This is a genomic window from Microbacterium aquimaris (genome assembly GCF_039531285.1).
Classification (GTDB): Bacteria; Actinomycetota; Actinomycetes; order Actinomycetales; family Microbacteriaceae; genus Microbacterium; species Microbacterium aquimaris.
The window spans coordinates 353,465-372,920 of record NZ_BAAAPT010000002.1; the positions used below are offsets into that span (position 1 = coordinate 353,465).

Sequence of the window (19,456 nt, forward strand, 5' to 3'; positions counted from 1 at the left end):
TTGCTGTGGGCCCCATCGGGGCGGCGATAGTTTGCACGACCGGATGCGTTTTCGCAAATGCGGTCCACGCGCCGGGCGCTCCGGCGGGAACGGACGGCGCGCCCGCGATATTCCCGGTCACGAGGGCCCGCTGTGTCACCATGGGCGACGTACGCCGAACCGGAGAGGCGAATGGCATGGAACAGCTCAGAGTGATCGGGACCGAAGACGACCGACTCGTCCTCGCCACCGAGGCCGGCGACCGCTTCGCGCTCGCCCTCGATGACGTGCTGCGGGCCGAGATGCGCCGGGCCAAACGGGAGCAGGAGTCGGACGCCCCCGTCAAGCGCGCGAGCCCGCGGGAGATCCAATCCCACATCAGGGCGGGCCTGTCCGCCCAGGAGGTCGCGGACCTCCTGGACGTGCGCGTCGAGGACGTCCAGCGCTTCGAGCGCCCCGTCCTGGCCGAGCGGGAACACATCGTCGGGCAGGCGCTGGCCGTACCGGTGCTGATGGGATCCGAGCTCGACCACGACGCCCACGTCAGCTTCGGCACCGCCGTGCGCGCGAAACTCGCCGACGCCGGGGCGTCGGGAGAGCGATGGACCAGCTGGAAGGAGCAGAGCGGCTGGATCGTCAAGCTCGAGTTCGTCTCGGGCGGAATCGACCACGACGCCCGCTGGGGCTTCGACCCGCGCCGCTCGACCCTGTCCCCCCAGAACGGCGACGCCGTCCAACTCTCCCGCCAGGGATCCCTCCCCGAGGGCCTCATCCCCCGCCTTCGCGCCCTCGACAACGCCGGCAAGGACGAGTCACGCTTCGACAGCGGCGCCTTCGGCCCGCGACGGGTGCCCGAGCCGGAGGCCGAGGACGATGCCCCCGCCGTCACGGCAGAGGCGCCGGTCACCTCGCAAGCCGTCCGCCACGCCGCGACCAAGCGCGCCGACACCCCTGAGGTTGCCACCTCCGCCGAGACGGCCGATCTGCTCGAAGCGCTGCGTCGTCGGCGCGGGCAGCGGGAACCGTTGCCCGCGCCGGAGGACGAACCGACCACCCCCTCCTCCGCGGGCGCCCCGGTCGCGCTCTTCGACGCGCTCGAGCCGGGATACGAGGCCTCGGACGACGAGACGGTCGCCTCCGACGACGAGATCGACGACCGGACCGTCGTCATCGCCGAGGGCGCGGGGCGGCGCAAGGGACGCACCTCGATGCCCTCCTGGGATGAGATCGTCTTCGGCGCACGCACCGAAGACTGATCGGCCACGAACTCAGCGCGCGAAGGCCCCGAGCCCGATCAAGGGGACTGTTCTCTCCTCCGTGGTGAGCGAGCCGTGCTGGCCGACCATCTTCTGCGGCGAGGTATCGGCCACGCGGTCGTCGTAATAGGCGATTCCCTGCCGCGCGGCGACGAGAACGTCGCCGATCCGTGACCGCACGGCGTCGTCGACCGGCCCGAACAGGCCCGCTTCGATCGCCTCATCGCGCGCCATCACCCAGGAGCGCTGCGCCTCGGCCGCCCGCCACACGTGCAGCAGCGACGACGCCGCCCCGTCCTGCGCGTACAGGTGGAGCATGCGCGGCTCGCCTCCCACGTGGCGCAGTCCCGCCGTGAGCGTCCCCTCTTCGAACAGGACGTGTCGATGACGCGGGACGTCGATCATCCCGTGGTCGGCGGTGACGACGACTCCGGTCTGCGGATGGATCGCCGTCGACAGCCGCGAGGCGGCGGCGTCGACCTTTTCCAGGGTCGCCGACCATTCGTCCGACTCCCAGCCGTGGCGATGTCCGATCGCGTCGAGGTCCGGAGCATAGAGATAGACCAGCGCACCGGGATGCGCCGCGGCGAGCTCCGCCGCAGCTTCCACCCGCCCGTCGAGTTCGTCGACGCCGACGAACTGCGCTCCGCGCATCGTCGAGCGCGTGAAGCCAGTGTCGGCGTACTCCTTCTTGGTCACCACGAAACATGATCGCCCATCCGCGGTCTCGCTCTCGAGGAGCGGTGCGCCACGTTGCCAATCCTCGGGAAGACCGTCGTGTTCCCACCCGCGCAACTGATTGGCGACCCGGTCGGTCGCGGGGTCGAGTGCCCGATACCCCACCATGCCGGTCCGCCCCGGCTGCTGGCCGGTCAACAACGCCGCCAGCGCGGCGGCGGTCGTCGACGGGAACACCGTCTGCACGACGTCCCGTCGGGCCATCGCGGCGGCCAGGAACCGGGCGTGCCCCGACCGCGCCCGCAGGTTCGCCGCACCCAGGCCATCCAGCACGAACACGATCGCGCTGCGTGCCGCCGGGAACCACGCCGAGCGACCCGAAAGGGCGGCGATCGACTCCGGCAGCACACCGGTGAGGCTCCGGGCACGCGGGGACTCGGCGGGTAGGCTGAGGGACATCCCGGCCAGTCTCCCACACGGGCGCGCACGGCCACCCGACCGTCCCTCCACGAGGCCCTCACCGTCTATGCCCCGCACCGATTCCGAACCCCAGTCCGAACGCATCGAAGACGTCGACGTATCCGCGGAGATGCAGGGGTCCTTCCTCGAGTACGCGTACTCGGTGATCTACTCCCGAGCCCTCCCGGACGCACGAGACGGGCTGAAGCCGGTGCAACGGCGCATCCTCTTCCAGATGGCGGAGCTCGGTTTGCGTCCCGACCGCGGTCACGTCAAGAGCGCCCGTGTGGTCGGAGAGGTGATGGGAAAGCTCCACCCCCACGGAGACGCCGCGATCTACGACGCCCTCGTGCGTCTGGCCCAACCGTTCTCCCTGCGCGTCCCGCTGGTCGACGGACACGGCAACTTCGGGTCGCTCGACGACGGTCCCGCCGCGGCGCGCTACACCGAGGCACGGCTCGCACCGGCGGCGCTCGCCCTCACAGAGAACCTCGACGAAGACGTCGTGGATTTCATCCCGAACTACGACGGTCAATTCCAGCAGCCCGAGGTGCTGCCTGCGGCATTCCCGAATCTGCTCGTGAACGGAGCGTCGGGCATCGCCGTCGGGATGGCCACGAACATGGCCCCGCACAATCTGGTAGAGGTCGTCGCCGCGGCGACGCATCTGCTGGAGAACCCCGAGGCCGGTGTCGACGAGCTCATGGAGTTCGTCCCCGGCCCCGACCTGCCCTCCGGCGGAATCATCGTCGGGCTCGACGGCATCAAGGACGCGTACACGAACGGGCGCGGCTCCTTCCGCACCCGCGCCAAGACCTCTATCGAGCCGGTCGGCCCGCGACGGACCGGGATCGTGGTGACCGAGCTGCCCTATCTCGTCGGTCCCGAGCGGGTCATCGAGAAGATCAAGGACGCCGTCACCTCCAAGAAGCTCCAGGGCATCGCAGACGTCAACGACCTCACCGACCGTCGCCACGGGCTGCGTCTGGTCATCGGCATCAAGACCGGTTTCGACCCGAAGGCCGTTCTGGAGCAGCTTTACCGATTGACGCCGCTCGAGGACAACTTCAGCTTCAACAACGTCGCCCTCGTCGAAGGGCAGCCGCAGACCCTTGGATTGCGGGACCTGCTCCGCGTCTACCTCGACCACCGACTCTCGGTCGTCACCCGGCGCAGCCGGTACCGCCTCGCGCGGAAGAAGGAACGTCTGCACCTGGTCGAAGGCCTGCTGATCGCCATCCTCGACATCGACGAGGTCATCCAGGTCATCCGCACCTCCGACGACGGCGAGCAGGCCAGGGCACGGCTGATCGAGGTCTTCGATCTGTCCCAGCCTCAGGCCGAGTACATCCTCGAGCTCCGGCTGCGGCGCCTGACGAAGTTCAGCCGCATCGAGCTGGAGGCCGAACGCGACCAGCTCCAGGCCGACATCGCCGCGCTGGAGGAGCTGCTCTCCAGCGACGCGCTGTTGCGCGCCCAGGTGGCCCGTGAGCTGCAGGCCGCAGCCGACACGTTCGGCACGCCACGACGGACACTGCTGCTGAACGGCGGTCCCGTCCAGCCCCGCTCACGCAAAGCCGCGCAGGCGGACCTCCAGATCGCGGACACACCGTGTGTGGTCTTCCTCTCCACGACCGGCCGCATGGTGCGCGCGGAGCTCGACCCCGACGCCGAGGGCGGCGGTCTGGTCGCACCCACGCGTCGCTCGAAGCACGACGCGGTCCGCTCCCGCGTCGCGACCACGACCCGGGGCGATCTCGGCGCAGTGACCTCGCTCGGGCGCCTCGTGCGCTTCTCCCCCGTCGACCTCCCTTCGGTCCCCGGCAATTCCGTGGCGCTGGCGGCCGGCGCGCGCGTGGACCAGTACCTCGCCCTCGGCAAGGGCGAGCAGGTGGTCGGCCTCGTCCCCCTCGACGCGGACCCGCCGATCGCCCTGGGCACCGCGGCGGGGGTCGTCAAGCGCGTCTCGGCGGCGGAGATCGCCGCGAAGTCCGAGATCGAGATCATCTCCCTCAAGGACGGCGACCGCGTCGTCGGCGCGGCCCCCGCCTCCGAGGGCACGGACCTGGTCTTCGTCACCTCCGACGCGCAGTTGCTGCGCTTCGACGCCGCGGCGGTGCGCCCCCAGGGCCGCTCCGCGGGCGGGATGGCCGGCATCCGTGTGACGCAGGGGCAGCGCGTCATCTTCTTCGGCGCGGTCTCCCCCACCGAGGACACGGTCGTGGTCACCGTCGCCGGCAGCGCCGATGCGCTCGTGGGCACCGATTCGGGGTCGGCGAAGGTCACCGCCTATGAGGAGTTCCCGACGAAAGGCCGCGCGACCGGTGGCGTTCGCGCACAGCGCTTCGTGCGTGGGGAAGACGGGCTCTCCCTCGCATGGGTCGGCGATGAGCCGCGCGCGGTGGGCACGGAAGGGTCCACGCGTTCGCTGCCGACGTCGGGGGCCAAGCGCGACGGTTCCGGCACAGCCCTGGACGCTGTGATCGGCTCCGTGGGTACCGCCGTCCGCTGAGCGTACCGGGCGAGCTCGGTACGCTCAGGCGTCGATGCGCTCTCGGCCCAACCGATCGCTGGAGTCGACGATGAACTCGCGCCGCGGGGCGACCTCGTTGCCCATGAGCAGCTCGAAGACCGTCGCGGCGGACTCCGCGTCGGTCATCCGGACACGACGCAGCATGCGCCCCGAACGATCCATGGTCGTGGAGGCGAGCTGCTCGGCGTCCATCTCTCCGAGACCCTTGTACCGCTGGATCGGCTCCTGCCACTTCTTCCCGGACTTGCGCAGCTTCGCCAGGAGGGTGTGCAGCTCCTTCTCCGAGTAGGTGTAGATCGTCTCATTCGGCTTCGACCCGGGGTGCTGCACGACGACGCGATGCAGCGGCGGCACCGCGGCGAAGACCCGACCGTCCTCGATGAGTGGGCGCATGTAGCGGAAGAACAGCGTCAACAGCAGGGTGCGGATGTGCGCACCGTCGACGTCGGCGTCGCTCATCAGGATGATCTTGCCGTACCGCGCCGTCGACAGATCGAACGACCGGCCCGAGCCGGCGCCGATGACCTGGATGATCGATGCGCACTCGGCGTTGGAGAGCATGTCGCTGATCGAGGCCTTCTGGACGTTGAGGATCTTGCCGCGGATCGGCAGCAACGCTTGATATTCGCTGTTGCGGGCGAGCTTCGCCGTCCCCAACGCCGAGTCCCCCTCCACGATGAACAACTCGGAATCCGTGACGTCGTTGCTGCGGCAGTCGACGAGCTTGGCCGGCAGCGACGAGGACTCGAGGGCGTTCTTGCGGCGTTGGGTCTCCTTGTGCGTGCGGGCCGAGATGCGGGCCTTCATCTCGGAGACGATCTTCTCCATGAGCTGGGATGTCTGCGACTTGTCATCCCGTTTGGTGGAGGCGAACCGCGCCTGCAACCCCTTGCTCACGACGCTCGAGACGATCTGGCGGACCGCCGGCGTCCCGAGCACCTCCTTGGTCTGGCCTTCGAACTGCGGCTCGGGCAGGCGCACGGTGAGCACGACGGTGAGCCCGGCGAGGATGTCGTCCTTATCGAGCTTGTCGTTGCCGACCTTCAGCCGTCGCGCGTTGGCCTCGATCTGAGCTCGGACGACCTTGAGCAGCCCCTGCTCGAAACCCTGCTGATGCGTACCGCCCTTGGGCGTGGCGATGATGTTCACGAAGCTGCGCGTGACGGTCTCATAGCCCGTCCCCCATCGCACCGCGACATCGACCTCACAGGTGCGCTCGACCTCTGTGGGGACCATCGCCCCGGTGGGCTGCAGCACCGGGACGGTCTCGGTGAAGGTCCCTTCGCCCTGCAAACGCCACGTATCGGTCACGGGCGCGTCGGGGGCGAGGAACTCGGCGAACTCCGAGATCCCTCCGTCGTACCGGAAGCTGGTCTCGCGCGGCTCGTCCCCCCGTTCGTCGCTGATGACGATCTCGAGTCCGGGGACGAGGAACGCCGTCTGGCGCGCACGCTGCTCCAGTTCCGACACGGCGAAACTCGCGTCCTTCGTGAAGATCTGCGTGTCGGCCCAGTACCGGATGCGCGTTCCGGTCACGCCCTTCGGGACCTTGCCGATCTGCCGGAGGCGGCTGCTCTGCTCGTACGGGGTGAAGGCGCTGTCAGGGGCCTGCCCCGCGAACTCCCCTGGCTCGCCGCGATGGAACGACAGCGCCCAGGTCTTGCCGCCGCGATCGACCTCGACGTCGAGCCGCTCGGACAGGGCGTTGACCACCGACGCGCCCACACCGTGGAGGCCGCCCGAGGAGGCGTAGGATCCGCCGCCGAACTTCCCTCCGGCATGGAGCTTGGTGAACACGACCTCCACACCCGACAGGCCGGTGCGCGGTTCCGCGTCGACCGGGATACCGCGGGCCCGATCGCGGACCTCCACGCTGCCGTCTCGATGGAGAACGACGTCGATGCGATCACCGTGACCGCCCAGGGCCTCGTCGACGGAGTTGTCGATGATCTCCCACAGGCAGTGCATCAGGCCGCGGGAATCGGTCGAGCCGATGTACATGCCCGGGCGCTTCCGGACGGCTTCCAGGCCCTCGAGCACCTGCAGATGATGGGCGGAATACTCGGCAGTCACAACGGTCAAGGATATCGCGCTGCCGGCTCCAGGCCCGATGGACACACGAGGAGCGTGCGACCCGTACGCGGTGAGCGAACTGTGACCTCTTCGCGGCATTCTCGAAACAAACCCGTGGTTGTCTTGTACGACACGATCGACCGAACGTTCGAGGAGGGACCGACATGAGCTCGATTTCGACACCCACCGACCCGGGCGCCGTCCTCGACTACCGCCTGACGGCGACGGACCGCTGCGACTCTTGCGGAGCGCAGGCGTACATCGCCGCGGAGGTCAATGGCAGCGAACTGTTGTTCTGCGCACACCACGGACGCAAGTACGAGGAGAAGTTGCGCGAGGTCGCCACGTCGTGGCACGACGAGACCGCTCGTCTGGTCGACGCCGACTGACACGCGCGACGAACCCTCCGGCGCCGCCGGGATCACGCCTCAGGCGGGGCGGACGATCCCGAGCGGCGTCGACTGGTGCCCCTGGCCGAGAGGGTTGTCGCCGAGGATCGTTACCAGGCGGCGCTCACCGTCACGGGTGAGGGTCGACCCGAGGACGTTCCCCCCGATGTCGTTGATGTCGACGACCGCGACCTCGGCGTCGACATCGAGCAGACCCTTGATCTGGGCCGCGACCTCGCGAGGACGCTCCGGGCCCAGTACGACGGCGTTGTTGTACGGCGGGATCGTGCCCGATGTCGGTCCGTCGATCGCGCGGGCCTTGTCGCCGGCGATCCGGTAGAAGTCCCCTCGGCGACCGAAGAGCTTCGTCACCGCGGACACCCCGGCCGCGAACAGGATGCGCAACGTGCCGCACTCGCGCAACGCCATCTCCATCGTCTCCGGCATCCCGAGTCCGATCCCGTACGGCGTGCGCACGACGAAGCGCGACAGGAACCGCGCCAGTCGGCGCGGTTCGATCTCATCCAGCGGGAACGACCGCCCCTGCGTGATCGCGACGATCTTCTCCGTGACGAAGAGGGTGTCCCCCTCCCGGACCACGCCCGCGGCGTACTCCCGGATGATGCCCTCGAGGTCATCGCCGGGCATCACCACACGGGTGCGGATCGGGATGCGGGCATAGGACTCCCCGTCGACCGTGGTCGTGAGAGCCTTGCCGTCGTTGGGTGCGTCGCTCACTCGAGGTAGTCCCGGAGCGACTGCGACCGCGACGGGTGGCGGAGCTTGGCCATCGTCTTGGATTCGATCTGGCGGATGCGCTCACGTGTCACACCGAACGTGTCACCGATCTGATCGAGGGTCTTGGGCTGACCGTCGCCGAGCCCGAAGCGCATGCGGATCACACCCGCCTCGCGCTCGGAGAGCGAATCCAGCAGCGACTCGAGCTGGCGCTGGAGCATGGTGAAGCCCACCGCGTCGGCCGGGACGACCGCCTCGGTGTCCTCGATGAGATCACCGAACTCGCTGTCGCCGTCTTCACCGAGCGGGGTGTGCAGCGAAATCGGCTCGCGACCGTACTTCTGCACCTCGACGACCTTTTCGGGGGTCATGTCGAGCTCCTTGGAGAGCTCCTCCGGTGTGGGCTCGCGCCCCAAGTCCTGCAGCATCTGCCGCTGGACGCGGGCGAGCTTGTTGATGACCTCGACCATGTGCACGGGGATGCGGATCGTGCGGGCCTGATCGGCCATCGCACGGGTGATCGCCTGTCGGATCCACCACGTCGCGTACGTCGAGAACTTGAAGCCCTTGGTGTAGTCGAACTTCTCCACGGCGCGGATCAGCCCGAGGTTGCCCTCCTGGATCAGGTCCAGGAACTGCATACCGCGACCGGTGTAGCGCTTGGCGAGCGAGACCACCAGGCGCAGGTTGGCGCCCAGAAGGTGACTCTTGGCGCGCTGACCGTCTCGCGCGACCCACTGCAGATCGAGCCCGAGCTGAGAGGACTTTTCGGCGGCCGACATGTTCGACAGCTTCTCCTCGGCGAACAGACCCGCCTCGATGCGCATCGCGAGCTCGACCTCTTCGGCCGCGTTCAGCAGCGGGACCTTACCGATCTGCTTGAGGTAGTCCTTGACGGGGTCGGCGGTCGCGCCGGTGATCTGCGTCGAGTAGATCGGCACATCTTCGTCGTCGTTGGACGAGATGACGATCGCCCCCGTGGGCAGCGGCTCCGCGGTGGCCTTCTTGGCGTCGGACGAACCGGCCTTCTTGCCACCCGACTTCGCGTCGGTGTCGTCGTCGTCGTTCTCGTCGACGTCTTCGGCGTCGACCTCGTCTTCGTCGATCTCGTCCTCGTCGGCCTTGGCCTTCGAGGTCTTCGCCTTCGTCGAGCCCTTCGCGGCGCGCGTGCCGGACTTCTTGGCGGTCGTCTTCTTGGCAGCCGGCTTCTTCGCGGGCGTCTCCTCGACGATCTCGTCGGCCTCGGTGTCCGCCGCTCGCGTTGCACGGGTGCTGGTCTTCGTGCCTGTGGTCACGTTTCGCCTTTCACCGGCGGACGCGTGTCGACGCCCCCCGGTCGATTTCGGACACTAGTAAGACCCTTGTCAAGTCCTCATGGCGCGTGGGGTGCGCTCAGGCCTCGACAATGGGTCGACTCGTCCATTGTCTCACATTCCGTGGCGGCACTTGACCGGCCACGGTCGACACATGTATGGAAACAGCGCCACGCGGACGGGTATTCCGGTTCAGGCCCCGAAGCGGTCGTCGTCACCCGAGGGGCGGTTGGCGAGGAAACGCTCCAACTCGGCGGCCAGTTCGTCCGCGCTCGGCAGATCGCCGGTGTGGATGATCGGCGTCGCCTGCGTGGAGCCGGCCATGTAGGCGTCGTACCGCTCCTCGAGGTTCTCCACCATGCGGGAGAGCTCCTCGCTGCCGGAGACCTGCTCCTGGACCTTCTCGAGATACTCGCGGTTCTCCTCACGCAGCGCATCGCCGGAGAACACCAGTCCGGTCGCGACGGTGACCGCATCGAGCGCGGCCATCGCGGATGCCGGGTACTCGGTGTCGCCGAGGTAGTGCGGGACGAGCAGGACGAAGCCCGCCACGGCCGCACCGTGCTCGGCGAAGCGGTACTCCAGCAGGTGCCCGACGGTGGCCGGCACCTGGGTGGTGGGCTTCCACACCGAGTGCGCCTCGGCGAGGTCGCCGCGGGTGCCACTGACGGTCGTGCCGATCGGCCGCGTGTGTGGCACCGGCATCGGAATCGAGTGCACCCAGGTGATCGTCGCGACCGAGAACTCCTCGGCGAAGGCGAGGACCGACGAAGCGAAGGCCTCCCACGCGAAATCCGGCTCGTATCCGGCGAGCAGCAGGAACGGGGAGCCCAGCGTGTCGTGTGCGAGCGAGAGCTCGAGCCGGGGCGGCCGGTATTCGGTCAGGTGGTCTTGGTCGAAGGCGATCACCGGGCGACGCGCCCGGTAATCCAGCAACCGGTCGTTGGCGTAGACGGCGATCGGGGTCGGGTCCAGGTCGTCGCGGAGATACTCGATGGTGCGCGAGAGCGCGCTTCCGGCATCGGTGAAGCCGGTGAGGGTGATCACCAAAGGAAGGCCCTTCGGGATCGGTGGCGCGGAGGCCGCGCGCTCGAACAGCGGCGAGGACAGGGGCATCCACCCATGCTACGAGCCGTCACCCGTGCGACGGCGCACGCACTCCCGCTCACAGCGAACACGACCATCCCTAGGATGGGGGCATGTCGTTCCCCGACCTCGAGTTCCGAGACAGTCCGATCCGAGAGTCCGACGCCGAAGCGATCCTTCTGGCGCTCCCCCCGCTCGACGAAGCCGGAGACCACCTCACCGAGTGGCCCGGTCTCCGCGAGGCACTGGAGTCCGTCGGATTCACCGGTGCGAGATCCTCCTACCTACGCGTGTCCGCCCCCGCATCGAGCACGCTCCCGCTCGCGGTCGTGGGCACCGGCGCGGATCCGGACGCCCACGCCGTGCGCGCGGCGGTCGGCACCGGCGTGCGCACCCTCACCGGCTTCTCCACCGTCGCCGTCGCCGCCCCGGGCAGCACGCACACACGGGCCGTCGCCGAAGGCGCGACCCTCGGCGGCTACCGGTTCGCCACGTACAAGTCCTCCCCTCCGCCCGCTCGAGCCGCCACGGTCATCGTGCATGGCGACATCGACGACACGGAACGGTCGGCGGTGCGCGCCGAGGCCGAGGCCGTCGCCCTCGTGAAGGACCTGTCAACGATCCCCGCCGATCGGCTCGGACCGGTCGAGTTCGCCGATCGCGCCCGCGCGAGTGTGGCGGATCTGCCCGTCACCGTCGAGGTTCTCGACGAGGCCGCACTCGAGGAGGGCGGCTTCGGCGGCATTCTCGGCGTCGGACGCGGATCGGCGCGGCCCCCACGCCTCGTACGTCTCGATTACGCCCCCGACGGCGCGGCCGGCCACGTCGCCGTGGTCGGCAAGGGCATCACGTTCGACACCGGCGGACTCTCCTTGAAGCCGCCGGCGTCGATGGTGGGGATGAAGTACGACATGTGCGGCGCCGCAACGGCCCTCGCGGTCGTGCGCGCTCTCGCGCGTCTGGGTGCCCCGGTGCACGCCACCGCATGGCTGTGTCTCGCCGAGAACATGCCCTCCGGGTCGGCGACACGCCCGGGCGATGTCCTGACCATGCTCGACGGGACGACCGTCGAGGTCCTCAACACGGACGCCGAAGGCCGTCTCGTCCTCGGCGACGGACTCGCGGCCGCCAGCCGCGAGAACCCCGACCTCATCGTCGACGTCGCCACGCTGACCGGCGCGATCTCGGTCGCCCTCGGCACGCGGCACACCGGCGTGATGGGCGAGGATGCGGCGGTGGCCCGGTTCCTCACCGCAGCCGCGCAGGCCGGGGAGGACGCCTGGGCGCTCCCGCTTCCCGACCACATGGAGGAGGAGCTGGACTCGCCCGTCGCCGATATGCAGAACGCCAAGATCGGCGATCCGTCGGGAGGATCCCTGTTCGCAGGACTGTTCCTCCGACGCTTCGTCGGCCACACCTCCGACGCCGAGGACGCCCCCCGCATCCCCTGGGTGCATCTGGACATCGCCGGGAGCGGATGGCACAAGGGCGGTGGGTACGGATTCACCGACAAGGGACCGACGGGTGCGACCGTTCGCACCCTCATCCGATTCCTCGCGGGACAGACGCGCTGATGGGCATGCACGAGACCGATCTGGTCGTCCTCGGCGGCGGTTCCGGAGGCTACGCCACCGCGTTGCGTGCCGCGGAGCTGGGCTCTTCGGTGGTCCTCGTCGAGAAGGATCGATTGGGTGGCACCTGCCTGCATCGCGGTTGTGTGCCCACCAAGGCACTGCTGCACGCCGGCGAAGTGGCCGACCACACCCGCGATGCCGCCTCCGTGGGGATCCGGGCCACGTGGGACGGCGTGGACATGCCGGCGCTGACGGCGTACCGCGAGGGCATCGTCGCCAAGAAGTACAAGGGGCTGCAGGGTCTGGTCGCCGCACGCGGCATCACGGTCGTCCACGGCGAGGGCACGCTCGAAGCGGGCCCCGCCGTCCGCGTCGGCGACGAGGTCTACCGCGGCAAGGACGTGGTGATCGCGACCGGTTCGTCCACGCGGACACTCCCGGGGGTCGAACTCGGCGGGCGGGTCCTCGGCAGCGAACAGGCCCTCGCGCTCGACGAGATCCCCACCCGGGTGACCGTCCTGGGCGGCGGCGTCATCGGTGTCGAATTCGCCAGCATGTGGCGCTCGCTCGGGGCGGACGTGGCGATCGTGGAAGCACTCCCGAGCCTGCTGCCGGCGGACGACGTCGTGATCGGCAAACAGATGGAACGCGCGTTCCGACGTCGCGGCATCCGAACCACGCTCGGCACACCCGTGTCCTCGGTGACCCCGCACGCGGATCGGGTCGTCGTGCGGCTCGAGGACGAGACCGAGATCGAATCCGACGTGCTGCTGGTCGCGATCGGCCGCGCGCCGGTGACGGCGGGCCTCGGCCTCGAGGAGGCCGGAGTCGTGCTGGACAGGGGCTTCGTGGTCGTGGACGAAGACCTGCGCACCGCGGCCGACCACGTCTGGGCGGTCGGCGACATCGTCCCCGGTCCTCAGTTGGCGCACCGGGGCTTCCAGCAGGGCATCCAGGTGGCCGAGCGCATCGCCGGTCGGCGTCCCCCACGGGTGCCCGACCACCAGATCCCGCGAGTGACCTATTCCTCTCCGGAGGCCGCGTCGGTGGGACTCACCGAGGCGGCGGCCCGCGAACTCCACGGCGACGCGGTGGCGAGCTTCGAGTACAACCTCGCGGGCAATGCCAAGAGCGAAATCCTCGGAACCTCCGGCATCGTGAAGGTGGTCCGCCGGACCGACGGGCCGGTGCTCGGGGTCCACATGGTCGGCGATCGCGTCGGCGAGCTCATCACCGAGGGCCAGTTGGTGGTCGGGTGGGAAGCGCATCCCGAAGACGTCGCCCCGTTCCTGCACGCCCACCCCACCCAGAGCGAGGCACTCGGCGAGGCGTTCCTCGCCCTCGCCGGCTCGCCGTTGCACACACTCTGAGCCGCCGGCTCCGACGCCACACCGCCAACCGACGCCCGATACCGGGCGTCATCACTAAGCTAGAACCAATCGGCATTCCGAAGGAGACAAGCACATGAGCACATCCGTCGTCCTCCCCGCGCTCGGCGAGAGCGTCACCGAGGGGACGGTGACCCGCTGGCTCAAGCAGGTCGGCGACACGATCCAGGAGGACGAGGGTCTTCTCGAGATCTCCACGGACAAGGTCGACACCGAGATTCCCTCTCCGGTCAGCGGCGTCATCGAAGAGATCCTCGTTCCCGAGGACGAGACCGTCGAGGTGGGCGCCGTGCTCGCCAAGATCGGTGACGGCAGCGGTTCCCCCGCCGAGGGGGGTTCCGACCAGGCCGCCGAGGCCGAAGCGCCGACCGCACCCGAGGAACCCGCCGCCGAGGAGTCCGCCTCAGAGCAGACGGCCGCCGCGGAGCCTGCGCCTGAGCCGACCCCGGCCAAGACCACCTCGTCGGACGGCGACGGCAAGGACGTCGTCCTTCCCGAGCTCGGCGAGAGCGTCACCGAGGGCACCGTCACACGCTGGCTGAAGAGCGTCGGCGACGACGTCGAGGTGGACGAGCCCCTGCTCGAGATCTCGACCGACAAGGTCGACACCGAGATCCCCTCCCCCTTCGCGGGCACCCTGCAGGCCATCCTGGTGGACGAGGACGAGACGGTCGCCGTCGGCTCCCCGCTGGCCACGATCGGCTCCGGCGCTCCCGCGGAGCAGGCGCCCGCCGCCGAAGCGGCCCCCGCGCCCGCCGCGGAACCGGCCCCTGCTGAAGAGGCCGCAGCGGCCCCCGCCGCCGCCCCGGCCCAGGAAGCACCCGCCGCACCGGCAGCGGCCGCTCCGGCACCTGCCGCTCCCGCTGCGGCACCCCAGCCGGCGGCTGCCGGGTCGAAGCCCGCATCGGTCGGCTCGGACGAGATCTACGTCACGCCTCTGGTGCGGCGCCTCGCTCACCAGCAGGGAGTCGATCTCACGACCGTCACCGGAACCGGTGTCGGGGGGCGTATCCGCAAGGAGGATGTGCTGAAGGCGGCCGAGGCCCCGGCCGCGGTCGCTCCCGCCGCCGACGGTCCGGTCGAGATCGAGGTCTCGCCGCTGCGCGGGACCACCCAGCCGATGTCGCGTCTGCGCAAGGTCCTCGCCGAGCGGGCGGTCGCGTCGATGCAGTCCACGGCGCAGCTGACGACGGTCGTGGAGGTGGATGTCACCAAGTTGTCGAAGTACCGCGACAGCGTGAAGAAGGACTTCCAGGCCAAGACCGGCGACAAGTTGTCGTTCCTGCCGTTCTTCGCGCTGGCTGCGGCCGAGGCGCTGCAGACCTACCCGATCATCAACTCGACCGTCGACGGCGACAAGATCGTCTACCCGGCGTCCGAGAACCTGTCGATCGCCGTCGACACCGAGCGCGGCCTGCTCACGCCGGTGTTGCGGGATGCGGCGACGAAGAACCTCGCCGAGATCGCGCACGAAATCGCCGACCTCGCCGCGCGCACGCGCGACAACAAGTTGAAGCCCGATGAGCTCGCCGGCGGCACCTTCACGCTGACCAACACCGGGTCGCGTGGCGCGTTGTTCGACACACCCGTGGTGTTCCTGCCTCAGTCGGCGATCCTGGGGACCGGAACGGTCGTGAAGCGCCCGGGAGTGGTCGACGTCGACGGCGTCGAGGCCATCTCGGTCCGCTCGTACGTGTACCTCGCGCTGTCGTACGACCACCGCACGATCGACGGAGCCGACGCGGCCCGTTTCCTCGGTGCGGTCAAGAAGCGCCTCGAAGACGCCTCGTTCGCGGCGAACCTCGGAGTCTGACCCGAACCGCCTTCATGGCTGCTGCGTGACGTCGTGGACGTCACGCAGCAGCCATGAGTCGTCTCTGCGGGCGATCACGACGAGCTGGTCGGCGTCCTCACCCCGACTGTCCGAGACACGGACGACCGCCACTCCCCCGAAATCGTCCAGCACCTGGATCTCGCGGAGACCCGCCGGAAGATCGACCACGCCCGGCGGGAAGGTCGACTCCCCCGTCCACGTCACGCCGTCGCGACATGCCGCGTCCTGCCCGCACCGACCGATCGCGTCCAGAAGCGCCCCCGTGACGGCGGCGAGGTCGACCTGCCCGTCCTCGGCCGGAACAGACACCCCGGGCGAGGGCGTGGCGGCCCCGGAGGTCGCCGCCACCGGTCGAGGAGACTCCTCCGCGGCGGCCGGCCACAGCAATCCCAGCGCCAGCGCGCCACTGGCCGCGGCCCCGGCGAACAGTACCGTCGAACGCCGTGACGCCCGGGCGCGGGAACGCACCCTCGTGATCGCCGCGGGGACCGCCTGCGCCCACCACCGGTCGGCGAACCGGCCCAGCTGGGCGATCGCGCCGGTACCGCGCAGATCCCTTCCGGAGGCGTCGCCCTGCTGAAGGCGGGGTCCGGCCGCCGCCGAGGGGCGCGGGCCGAAGCCGACCATCGCCAGGGGTGCCGGTTCCGCGGCGCGGAACAGGTCGTCCTCGAGCCGACGAGCCGTCCGGGTGTCCAAGAGTCCGTCTTCGACTGCCTGTGCCGCTGCGGCGCACACCCGCCCGAGCTCACCGTCTCCGAACGCGGGGTCGCGCAACAGGTCCGACGCCGCGCGGTCGAGCTCGATGCCACGGGCGCTTCGCACCGCGAGCACCGGGCGGCCGTCGTCGGTGAGCCACCAGGTGCCGGGCATCGACGCGTCCACGCCCGCCTCGGCCACCGAACGCGTGCCGCGCAGGATACTCACGGCCAGCGTGACCCGTTCCCCGTCTTCCAGCGCCTCGCGGCGGCGCGCGAGGAATGCCGCGACCCTCTCGACGCACAGCGGGAAGACCGCGTCGTGTCCGTCATCGGATCTGCGGACGTCGACGGGCACGAGTACGTGACCTCCCCCGGGGAGGGTCCAGCCGGGCCAGTCCTCCCCGAGGGCCCGCACCGCCACGACCAGCACCGGCACACCGTCGCCGAGCCGGGCGACCACCCCGGGCCAGGGGGTGTCGTCCCCGTCGATGCGCCGGATGACGCTCGCGCCCGCGCGCAGTGCCGGGGTGAACAGGGAGGACGGGGTGGGATCGGTGACTTCGGACACCTGGCCGACATTGCCGCGTCCACGGTGTGCGGTCTGCCCGCGCGCCCGCAGCTGGGGAGGATCACTCAGGTTGCACACCTGGGGAGGAAAGGTGGTGGCCGGTACCCGGCGCCGCCGAAAGGTAGTCTTGTCTCATGGCCCGCAGCACGACCCCGGAGAAGCGTCCCGGCTTCTTCTCCCAGCTCCGCACCCTGTTCACCTTCACGCGCAACGCGTTCCCGTGGTTGCCGTATCTCCTGATCGGCATCCTCGTCCTCGGTGTGGGTGCCGGCATCGGCATCGGCTTCGTGATCCAGCCGGTCGCGTGGTGGAGCGTCCTGCTGTGGGCGATCACCGGTCTCATGGCGGGCATCCTCGCCGCCATGATGACGATGACCCGCCTGTCGACCAAGGCGATGTACCGCCAGATCGACGGGATGCCGGGTGCGACCGGTCACGTGCTGTCCACGTCGCTGGGGCGCAAGTGGCAGGCCAGCGAGATGCCGGTGGGCATCAACCCCAAGACCCAGGAGGCGGTCTACCGCGCGATCGGCCGAGGTGGCGTCGTGATCGTCGGCGAAGGGACCCGTGGCCGTCTCACGCGCCTGGTGAACGATGAGCGGTCGAAGATCAAGCGCGTCGCCTCCGGCGTACCGATCACGGTCCTCTACGTCGGGCATGGCGACGACGAGGTGCCGATCGCCAAACTCGCGTCGACCATCAAGAAGCTTCCGAAGGCGATCGACCGCGCGACGATGGCCGCGGTCATCAAGCGGGTCGATTCGGTGTCGCAGTCGCTCGCGTCGCTGCCCATCCCGAAGGGGATGGACCCCAACCGCGTCCGCGCGCCGCGCCCGCGCTGACGAGGCGCCCATCGCGCCCACGCCATTCGGCGCCGGACCTCGGTCCGGACCTCAGCCGCGCAGCAGAATCGTTCCCGCGGCTTTGTCGTGCAGGCCGCGCTGATCGCTGTCCCAGATGACCGCGGGAATCACCAGCACGAGAAGGAGCGCGCGCACGATCGGCCGCCACAGCCCCACCCATGCGCCGTCGGCGCGCGCGAGGCGCAATCCGAAGATGCGATGCCCGGGACTTCCCTGCAGCATGGGTGCGAAAACCACCTGGATCGCCACGAACAACGCCGCGATCACGACGGGGTCGCCGGAGAACACCGCGGGCAACCCGTCTGGGTCGGTCACGAACAGGCCGGCCAGGATGTACGCCGCGCCGTAGTCGACGAACAGGGCTCCGACACGCCGACCGATCCGACCGATCGAACCCCTGCCGGATTCGGGCAGGCCCAGGCGTTCTCCGGGATATCGCGGCTCTGTCACCGAACAAGCCTACCCAGACCCCTGTAACCTTGCGGAAACATTGGTGTCACGACGGGGCAATGCCTTGTCGGTACCGTGCAAGCCATGCCCGCTCGCGGGTTGGCAGTTCCCGAACGCCCTACCTCTGGAGACTCCATGTTCAGTGATTCATCCGAGGTGCTGAAGTTCATCAAGGACGAGGACGTCAAGTTCCTCGACATCCGCTTCACGGATCTCCCTGGTGTGCAGCAGCACTTCAACATCCCCGCCTCGACCGTCGACGAGGAGTTCTTCACCGTCGGACAGCTCTTCGATGGCTCGTCGATCCGCGGTTTCGCGAACATCCACGAGTCGGACATGCAGCTGATCCCGGACGTGTCGACCGCCTACCTCGACCCGTTCCGCGACGAGAAGACCCTGATCATGGTCTTCGACATCTACAACCCGCGCAACGGCGAGATCTACGGCAAGGACCCGCGCCAGGTCGCGAAGAAGGCCGAGAAGTATCTCGCCTCGACCGGAATCGCCGACACCGCCTACTTCGCCCCCGAGGCCGAGTTCTACATCTTCGACGACGTCCGCTACGAAGTGAAGCAGAACACCAGCTTCTACTCGGTCGACTCGGTCGAGGGCGCGTGGAACACGGCGCGTGCCGAAGAGGGCGGCAACCTCTCCAACAAGACCCCCTACAAGGGCGGCTACTTCCCCGTCTCGCCGGTCGACAAGACCGCCGACCTTCGCGACGACATCAGCCTCCGCCTGATCGCAAGCGGCCTCGAGCTCGAGCGCGCACACCACGAGGTGGGCACCGCCGGCCAGCAGGAGATCAACTACAAGTTCGACACGATGGTCCACGCTGCGGACGACATTCTGAAGTTCAAGTACATCGTGAAGAACACCGCCGACCAGTGGGGCAAGACGGCGACGTTCATGCCGAAGCCCCTCTTCGGCGACAACGGATCGGGCATGCACACCCACCAGTCGCTGTGGAACGGCGGACAGCCGCTGTTCTACGACGAGAAGGGGTACGGCGGACTCTCGGACGTCGCACGCTGGTACATCGGCGGCATCCTGGCCCACGCCCCCTCGGTCCTCGCGTTCACCAACCCCACGCTGAACAGCTACCACCGTCTGGTGAAGGGCTTCGAGGCGCCCGTGAACCTTGTCTACTCGGCCGGTAACCGCTCGGCGGCCATCCGCATCCCGATCACCGGGTCGAACCCGAAGGCCAAGCGCATCGAGTTCCGCGCACCGGACGCGTCGGGCAACCCGTACCTCGCATTCGCCGCGCAGCTGATGGCCGGTATCGACGGCATCAAGAACCGCATCGAGCCGCACGAGCCCGTCGACAAGGACCTCTACGAGCTTCCCCCCGAGGAGGCCAAGAACATCCCGCAGGTTCCGAACTCGCTCCTGGACTCGCTCGAGGCGCTGCGCGAGGACCACGAGTTCCTGCTCGCCGGCGGCGTGTTCACCCCCGAGCTGATCGAGACGTGGATCGAGTACAAGATCGAGAACGAGATCCAGCCGATCGCCCAGCGCCCGCACCCGTTCGAGTTCGAGCTCTACTTCGGCGTGTGACGCACATCGTGTGACGG

Annotated in this window: 15 protein-coding genes; 8 read left to right on the forward strand and 7 right to left on the reverse strand. The window is 69.0% G+C overall.

The features are described from left to right. Positions 1 to 176 precede the first annotated feature (176 nt). Positions 177 to 1,235, forward strand: coding sequence for a septation protein SepH (gene sepH / locus ABD204_RS11220; protein WP_194424784.1), 1,059 nt, complete (start codon positions 177 to 179; stop codon positions 1,233 to 1,235). A gap of 12 nt (positions 1,236 to 1,247) precedes the next feature. On the opposite strand, the gene ABD204_RS11225 is transcribed toward sepH, so the two are convergent. Continuing rightward, positions 1,248 to 2,372, reverse strand: coding sequence for an alkaline phosphatase family protein (locus ABD204_RS11225; RefSeq protein ID WP_194424783.1), 1,125 nt, complete (start codon positions 2,370 to 2,372; stop codon positions 1,248 to 1,250). Positions 2,373 to 2,439: 67 nt separating this feature from the next. On the opposite strand from ABD204_RS11225, the gene ABD204_RS11230 reads away from it, so the two are divergent. Beyond that, positions 2,440 to 4,884, forward strand: coding sequence for a DNA gyrase/topoisomerase IV subunit A (locus ABD204_RS11230; RefSeq protein ID WP_194424782.1), 2,445 nt, complete (start codon positions 2,440 to 2,442; stop codon positions 4,882 to 4,884). A 24-nt stretch (positions 4,885 to 4,908) separates the two neighbouring features. Here the strand turns inward: ABD204_RS11230 and ABD204_RS11235 are convergent, their stop codons facing one another. Beyond that, the gene (locus ABD204_RS11235) at positions 4,909 to 6,978 is read right to left on the reverse strand and encodes a DNA gyrase/topoisomerase IV subunit B (protein WP_322597614.1); all 2,070 of its coding nucleotides are present in this window, start codon (positions 6,976 to 6,978) and stop codon (positions 4,909 to 4,911) included. A 164-nt stretch (positions 6,979 to 7,142) separates the two neighbouring features. Here ABD204_RS11235 and ABD204_RS11240 point away from each other — a divergent pair, with 164 nt between their 5' ends. Beyond that, on the forward strand, positions 7,143 to 7,367 hold the full coding sequence (locus tag ABD204_RS11240; protein WP_194424780.1) for a DUF7455 domain-containing protein: 225 nt from the start codon (positions 7,143 to 7,145) through the stop codon (positions 7,365 to 7,367). A gap of 39 nt (positions 7,368 to 7,406) precedes the next feature. On the opposite strand, the gene ABD204_RS11245 is transcribed toward ABD204_RS11240, so the two are convergent. The 3 genes from ABD204_RS11245 to ABD204_RS11255 all read right to left on the reverse strand — a co-directional run bounded on the left by ABD204_RS11245 (position 7,407) and on the right by ABD204_RS11255 (position 10,534). Further along, complete coding sequence (locus tag ABD204_RS11245; protein WP_194424779.1) at positions 7,407 to 8,105, reverse strand: coenzyme F420-0:L-glutamate ligase; 699 nt, start codon at positions 8,103 to 8,105, stop codon at positions 7,407 to 7,409. Next, on the reverse strand, positions 8,102 to 9,400 hold the full coding sequence (locus ABD204_RS11250) for an RNA polymerase sigma factor (RefSeq protein WP_194424778.1): 1,299 nt from the start codon (positions 9,398 to 9,400) through the stop codon (positions 8,102 to 8,104). The genes ABD204_RS11245 and ABD204_RS11250 overlap by 4 nt, the downstream gene beginning before the upstream one ends. A gap of 210 nt (positions 9,401 to 9,610) precedes the next feature. Next, a complete protein-coding gene (locus ABD204_RS11255) occupies positions 9,611 to 10,534 on the reverse strand; it encodes a proteasome assembly chaperone family protein (RefSeq protein ID WP_194424777.1) in 924 nt (307 codons plus the stop codon). Between the two features lie 83 nt (positions 10,535 to 10,617). Here ABD204_RS11255 and ABD204_RS11260 point away from each other — a divergent pair, with 83 nt between their 5' ends. The 3 genes from ABD204_RS11260 (at position 10,618) to sucB (ending at position 15,279) form a co-directional block, all read left to right on the forward strand. Then, entirely contained in the window at positions 10,618 to 12,078 is a 1,461-nt protein-coding gene (locus tag ABD204_RS11260) for a leucyl aminopeptidase (protein ID WP_194424776.1), read from the forward strand. Continuing rightward, complete coding sequence (gene lpdA / locus ABD204_RS11265; RefSeq protein ID WP_194424775.1) at positions 12,078 to 13,448, forward strand: dihydrolipoyl dehydrogenase; 1,371 nt, start codon at positions 12,078 to 12,080, stop codon at positions 13,446 to 13,448. The genes ABD204_RS11260 and lpdA overlap by 1 nt, the downstream gene beginning before the upstream one ends. A gap of 94 nt (positions 13,449 to 13,542) precedes the next feature. Then, positions 13,543 to 15,279 (forward strand): 2-oxoglutarate dehydrogenase, E2 component, dihydrolipoamide succinyltransferase, encoded by a 1,737-nt coding sequence (gene sucB, locus ABD204_RS11270; protein ID WP_194424774.1) that lies wholly within the window; start codon positions 13,543 to 13,545, stop codon positions 15,277 to 15,279. A gap of 12 nt (positions 15,280 to 15,291) precedes the next feature. Here the strand turns inward: sucB and ABD204_RS11275 are convergent, their stop codons facing one another. After that, a complete protein-coding gene (locus ABD204_RS11275) occupies positions 15,292 to 16,566 on the reverse strand; it encodes a hypothetical protein (RefSeq protein WP_194424773.1) in 1,275 nt (424 codons plus the stop codon). A gap of 134 nt (positions 16,567 to 16,700) precedes the next feature. Between ABD204_RS11275 and ABD204_RS11280 the strand changes: the two genes are divergently transcribed. Next, positions 16,701 to 17,408 carry a DUF4191 domain-containing protein gene (locus ABD204_RS11280; protein ID WP_194424772.1) on the forward strand — a complete coding sequence of 236 codons (708 nt, stop codon included), beginning with the start codon at positions 16,701 to 16,703 and terminating at the stop codon, positions 17,406 to 17,408. A gap of 51 nt (positions 17,409 to 17,459) precedes the next feature. Here the strand turns inward: ABD204_RS11280 and ABD204_RS11285 are convergent, their stop codons facing one another. Beyond that, entirely contained in the window at positions 17,460 to 17,879 is a 420-nt protein-coding gene (locus tag ABD204_RS11285; protein WP_194424771.1) for an RDD family protein, read from the reverse strand. Between the two features lie 135 nt (positions 17,880 to 18,014). On the opposite strand from ABD204_RS11285, the gene glnA reads away from it, so the two are divergent. Further along, complete coding sequence (glnA, locus tag ABD204_RS11290) at positions 18,015 to 19,439, forward strand: type I glutamate--ammonia ligase (protein ID WP_194424770.1); 1,425 nt, start codon at positions 18,015 to 18,017, stop codon at positions 19,437 to 19,439. The last annotated feature ends 17 nt before the right edge of the window (positions 19,440 to 19,456 follow it).

Excerpts from the sequence above, each read along its gene's own strand:
- sepH (WP_194424784.1), top strand. The coding sequence starts at position 177 with ATGGAACAGCTCAGAGTGATCGGGACCGAAGACGACCGACTCGTCCTC.
- ABD204_RS11225 (WP_194424783.1), bottom strand. The coding sequence starts at position 2,372 with ATGTCCCTCAGCCTACCCGCCGAGTCCCCGCGTGCCCGGAGCCTCACC.
- ABD204_RS11230 (WP_194424782.1), top strand. The coding sequence starts at position 2,440 with ATGCCCCGCACCGATTCCGAACCCCAGTCCGAACGCATCGAAGACGTC.
- ABD204_RS11240 (WP_194424780.1), top strand. The coding sequence starts at position 7,143 with ATGAGCTCGATTTCGACACCCACCGACCCGGGCGCCGTCCTCGACTAC.
- ABD204_RS11255 (WP_194424777.1), bottom strand. The coding sequence starts at position 10,534 with ATGCCCCTGTCCTCGCCGCTGTTCGAGCGCGCGGCCTCCGCGCCACCG.
- ABD204_RS11260 (WP_194424776.1), top strand. The coding sequence starts at position 10,618 with ATGTCGTTCCCCGACCTCGAGTTCCGAGACAGTCCGATCCGAGAGTCC.
- lpdA (WP_194424775.1), top strand. The coding sequence starts at position 12,078 with ATGGGCATGCACGAGACCGATCTGGTCGTCCTCGGCGGCGGTTCCGGA.
- sucB (WP_194424774.1), top strand. The coding sequence starts at position 13,543 with ATGAGCACATCCGTCGTCCTCCCCGCGCTCGGCGAGAGCGTCACCGAG.
- ABD204_RS11280 (WP_194424772.1), top strand. The coding sequence starts at position 16,701 with ATGGCCCGCAGCACGACCCCGGAGAAGCGTCCCGGCTTCTTCTCCCAG.
- glnA (WP_194424770.1), top strand. The coding sequence starts at position 18,015 with ATGTTCAGTGATTCATCCGAGGTGCTGAAGTTCATCAAGGACGAGGAC.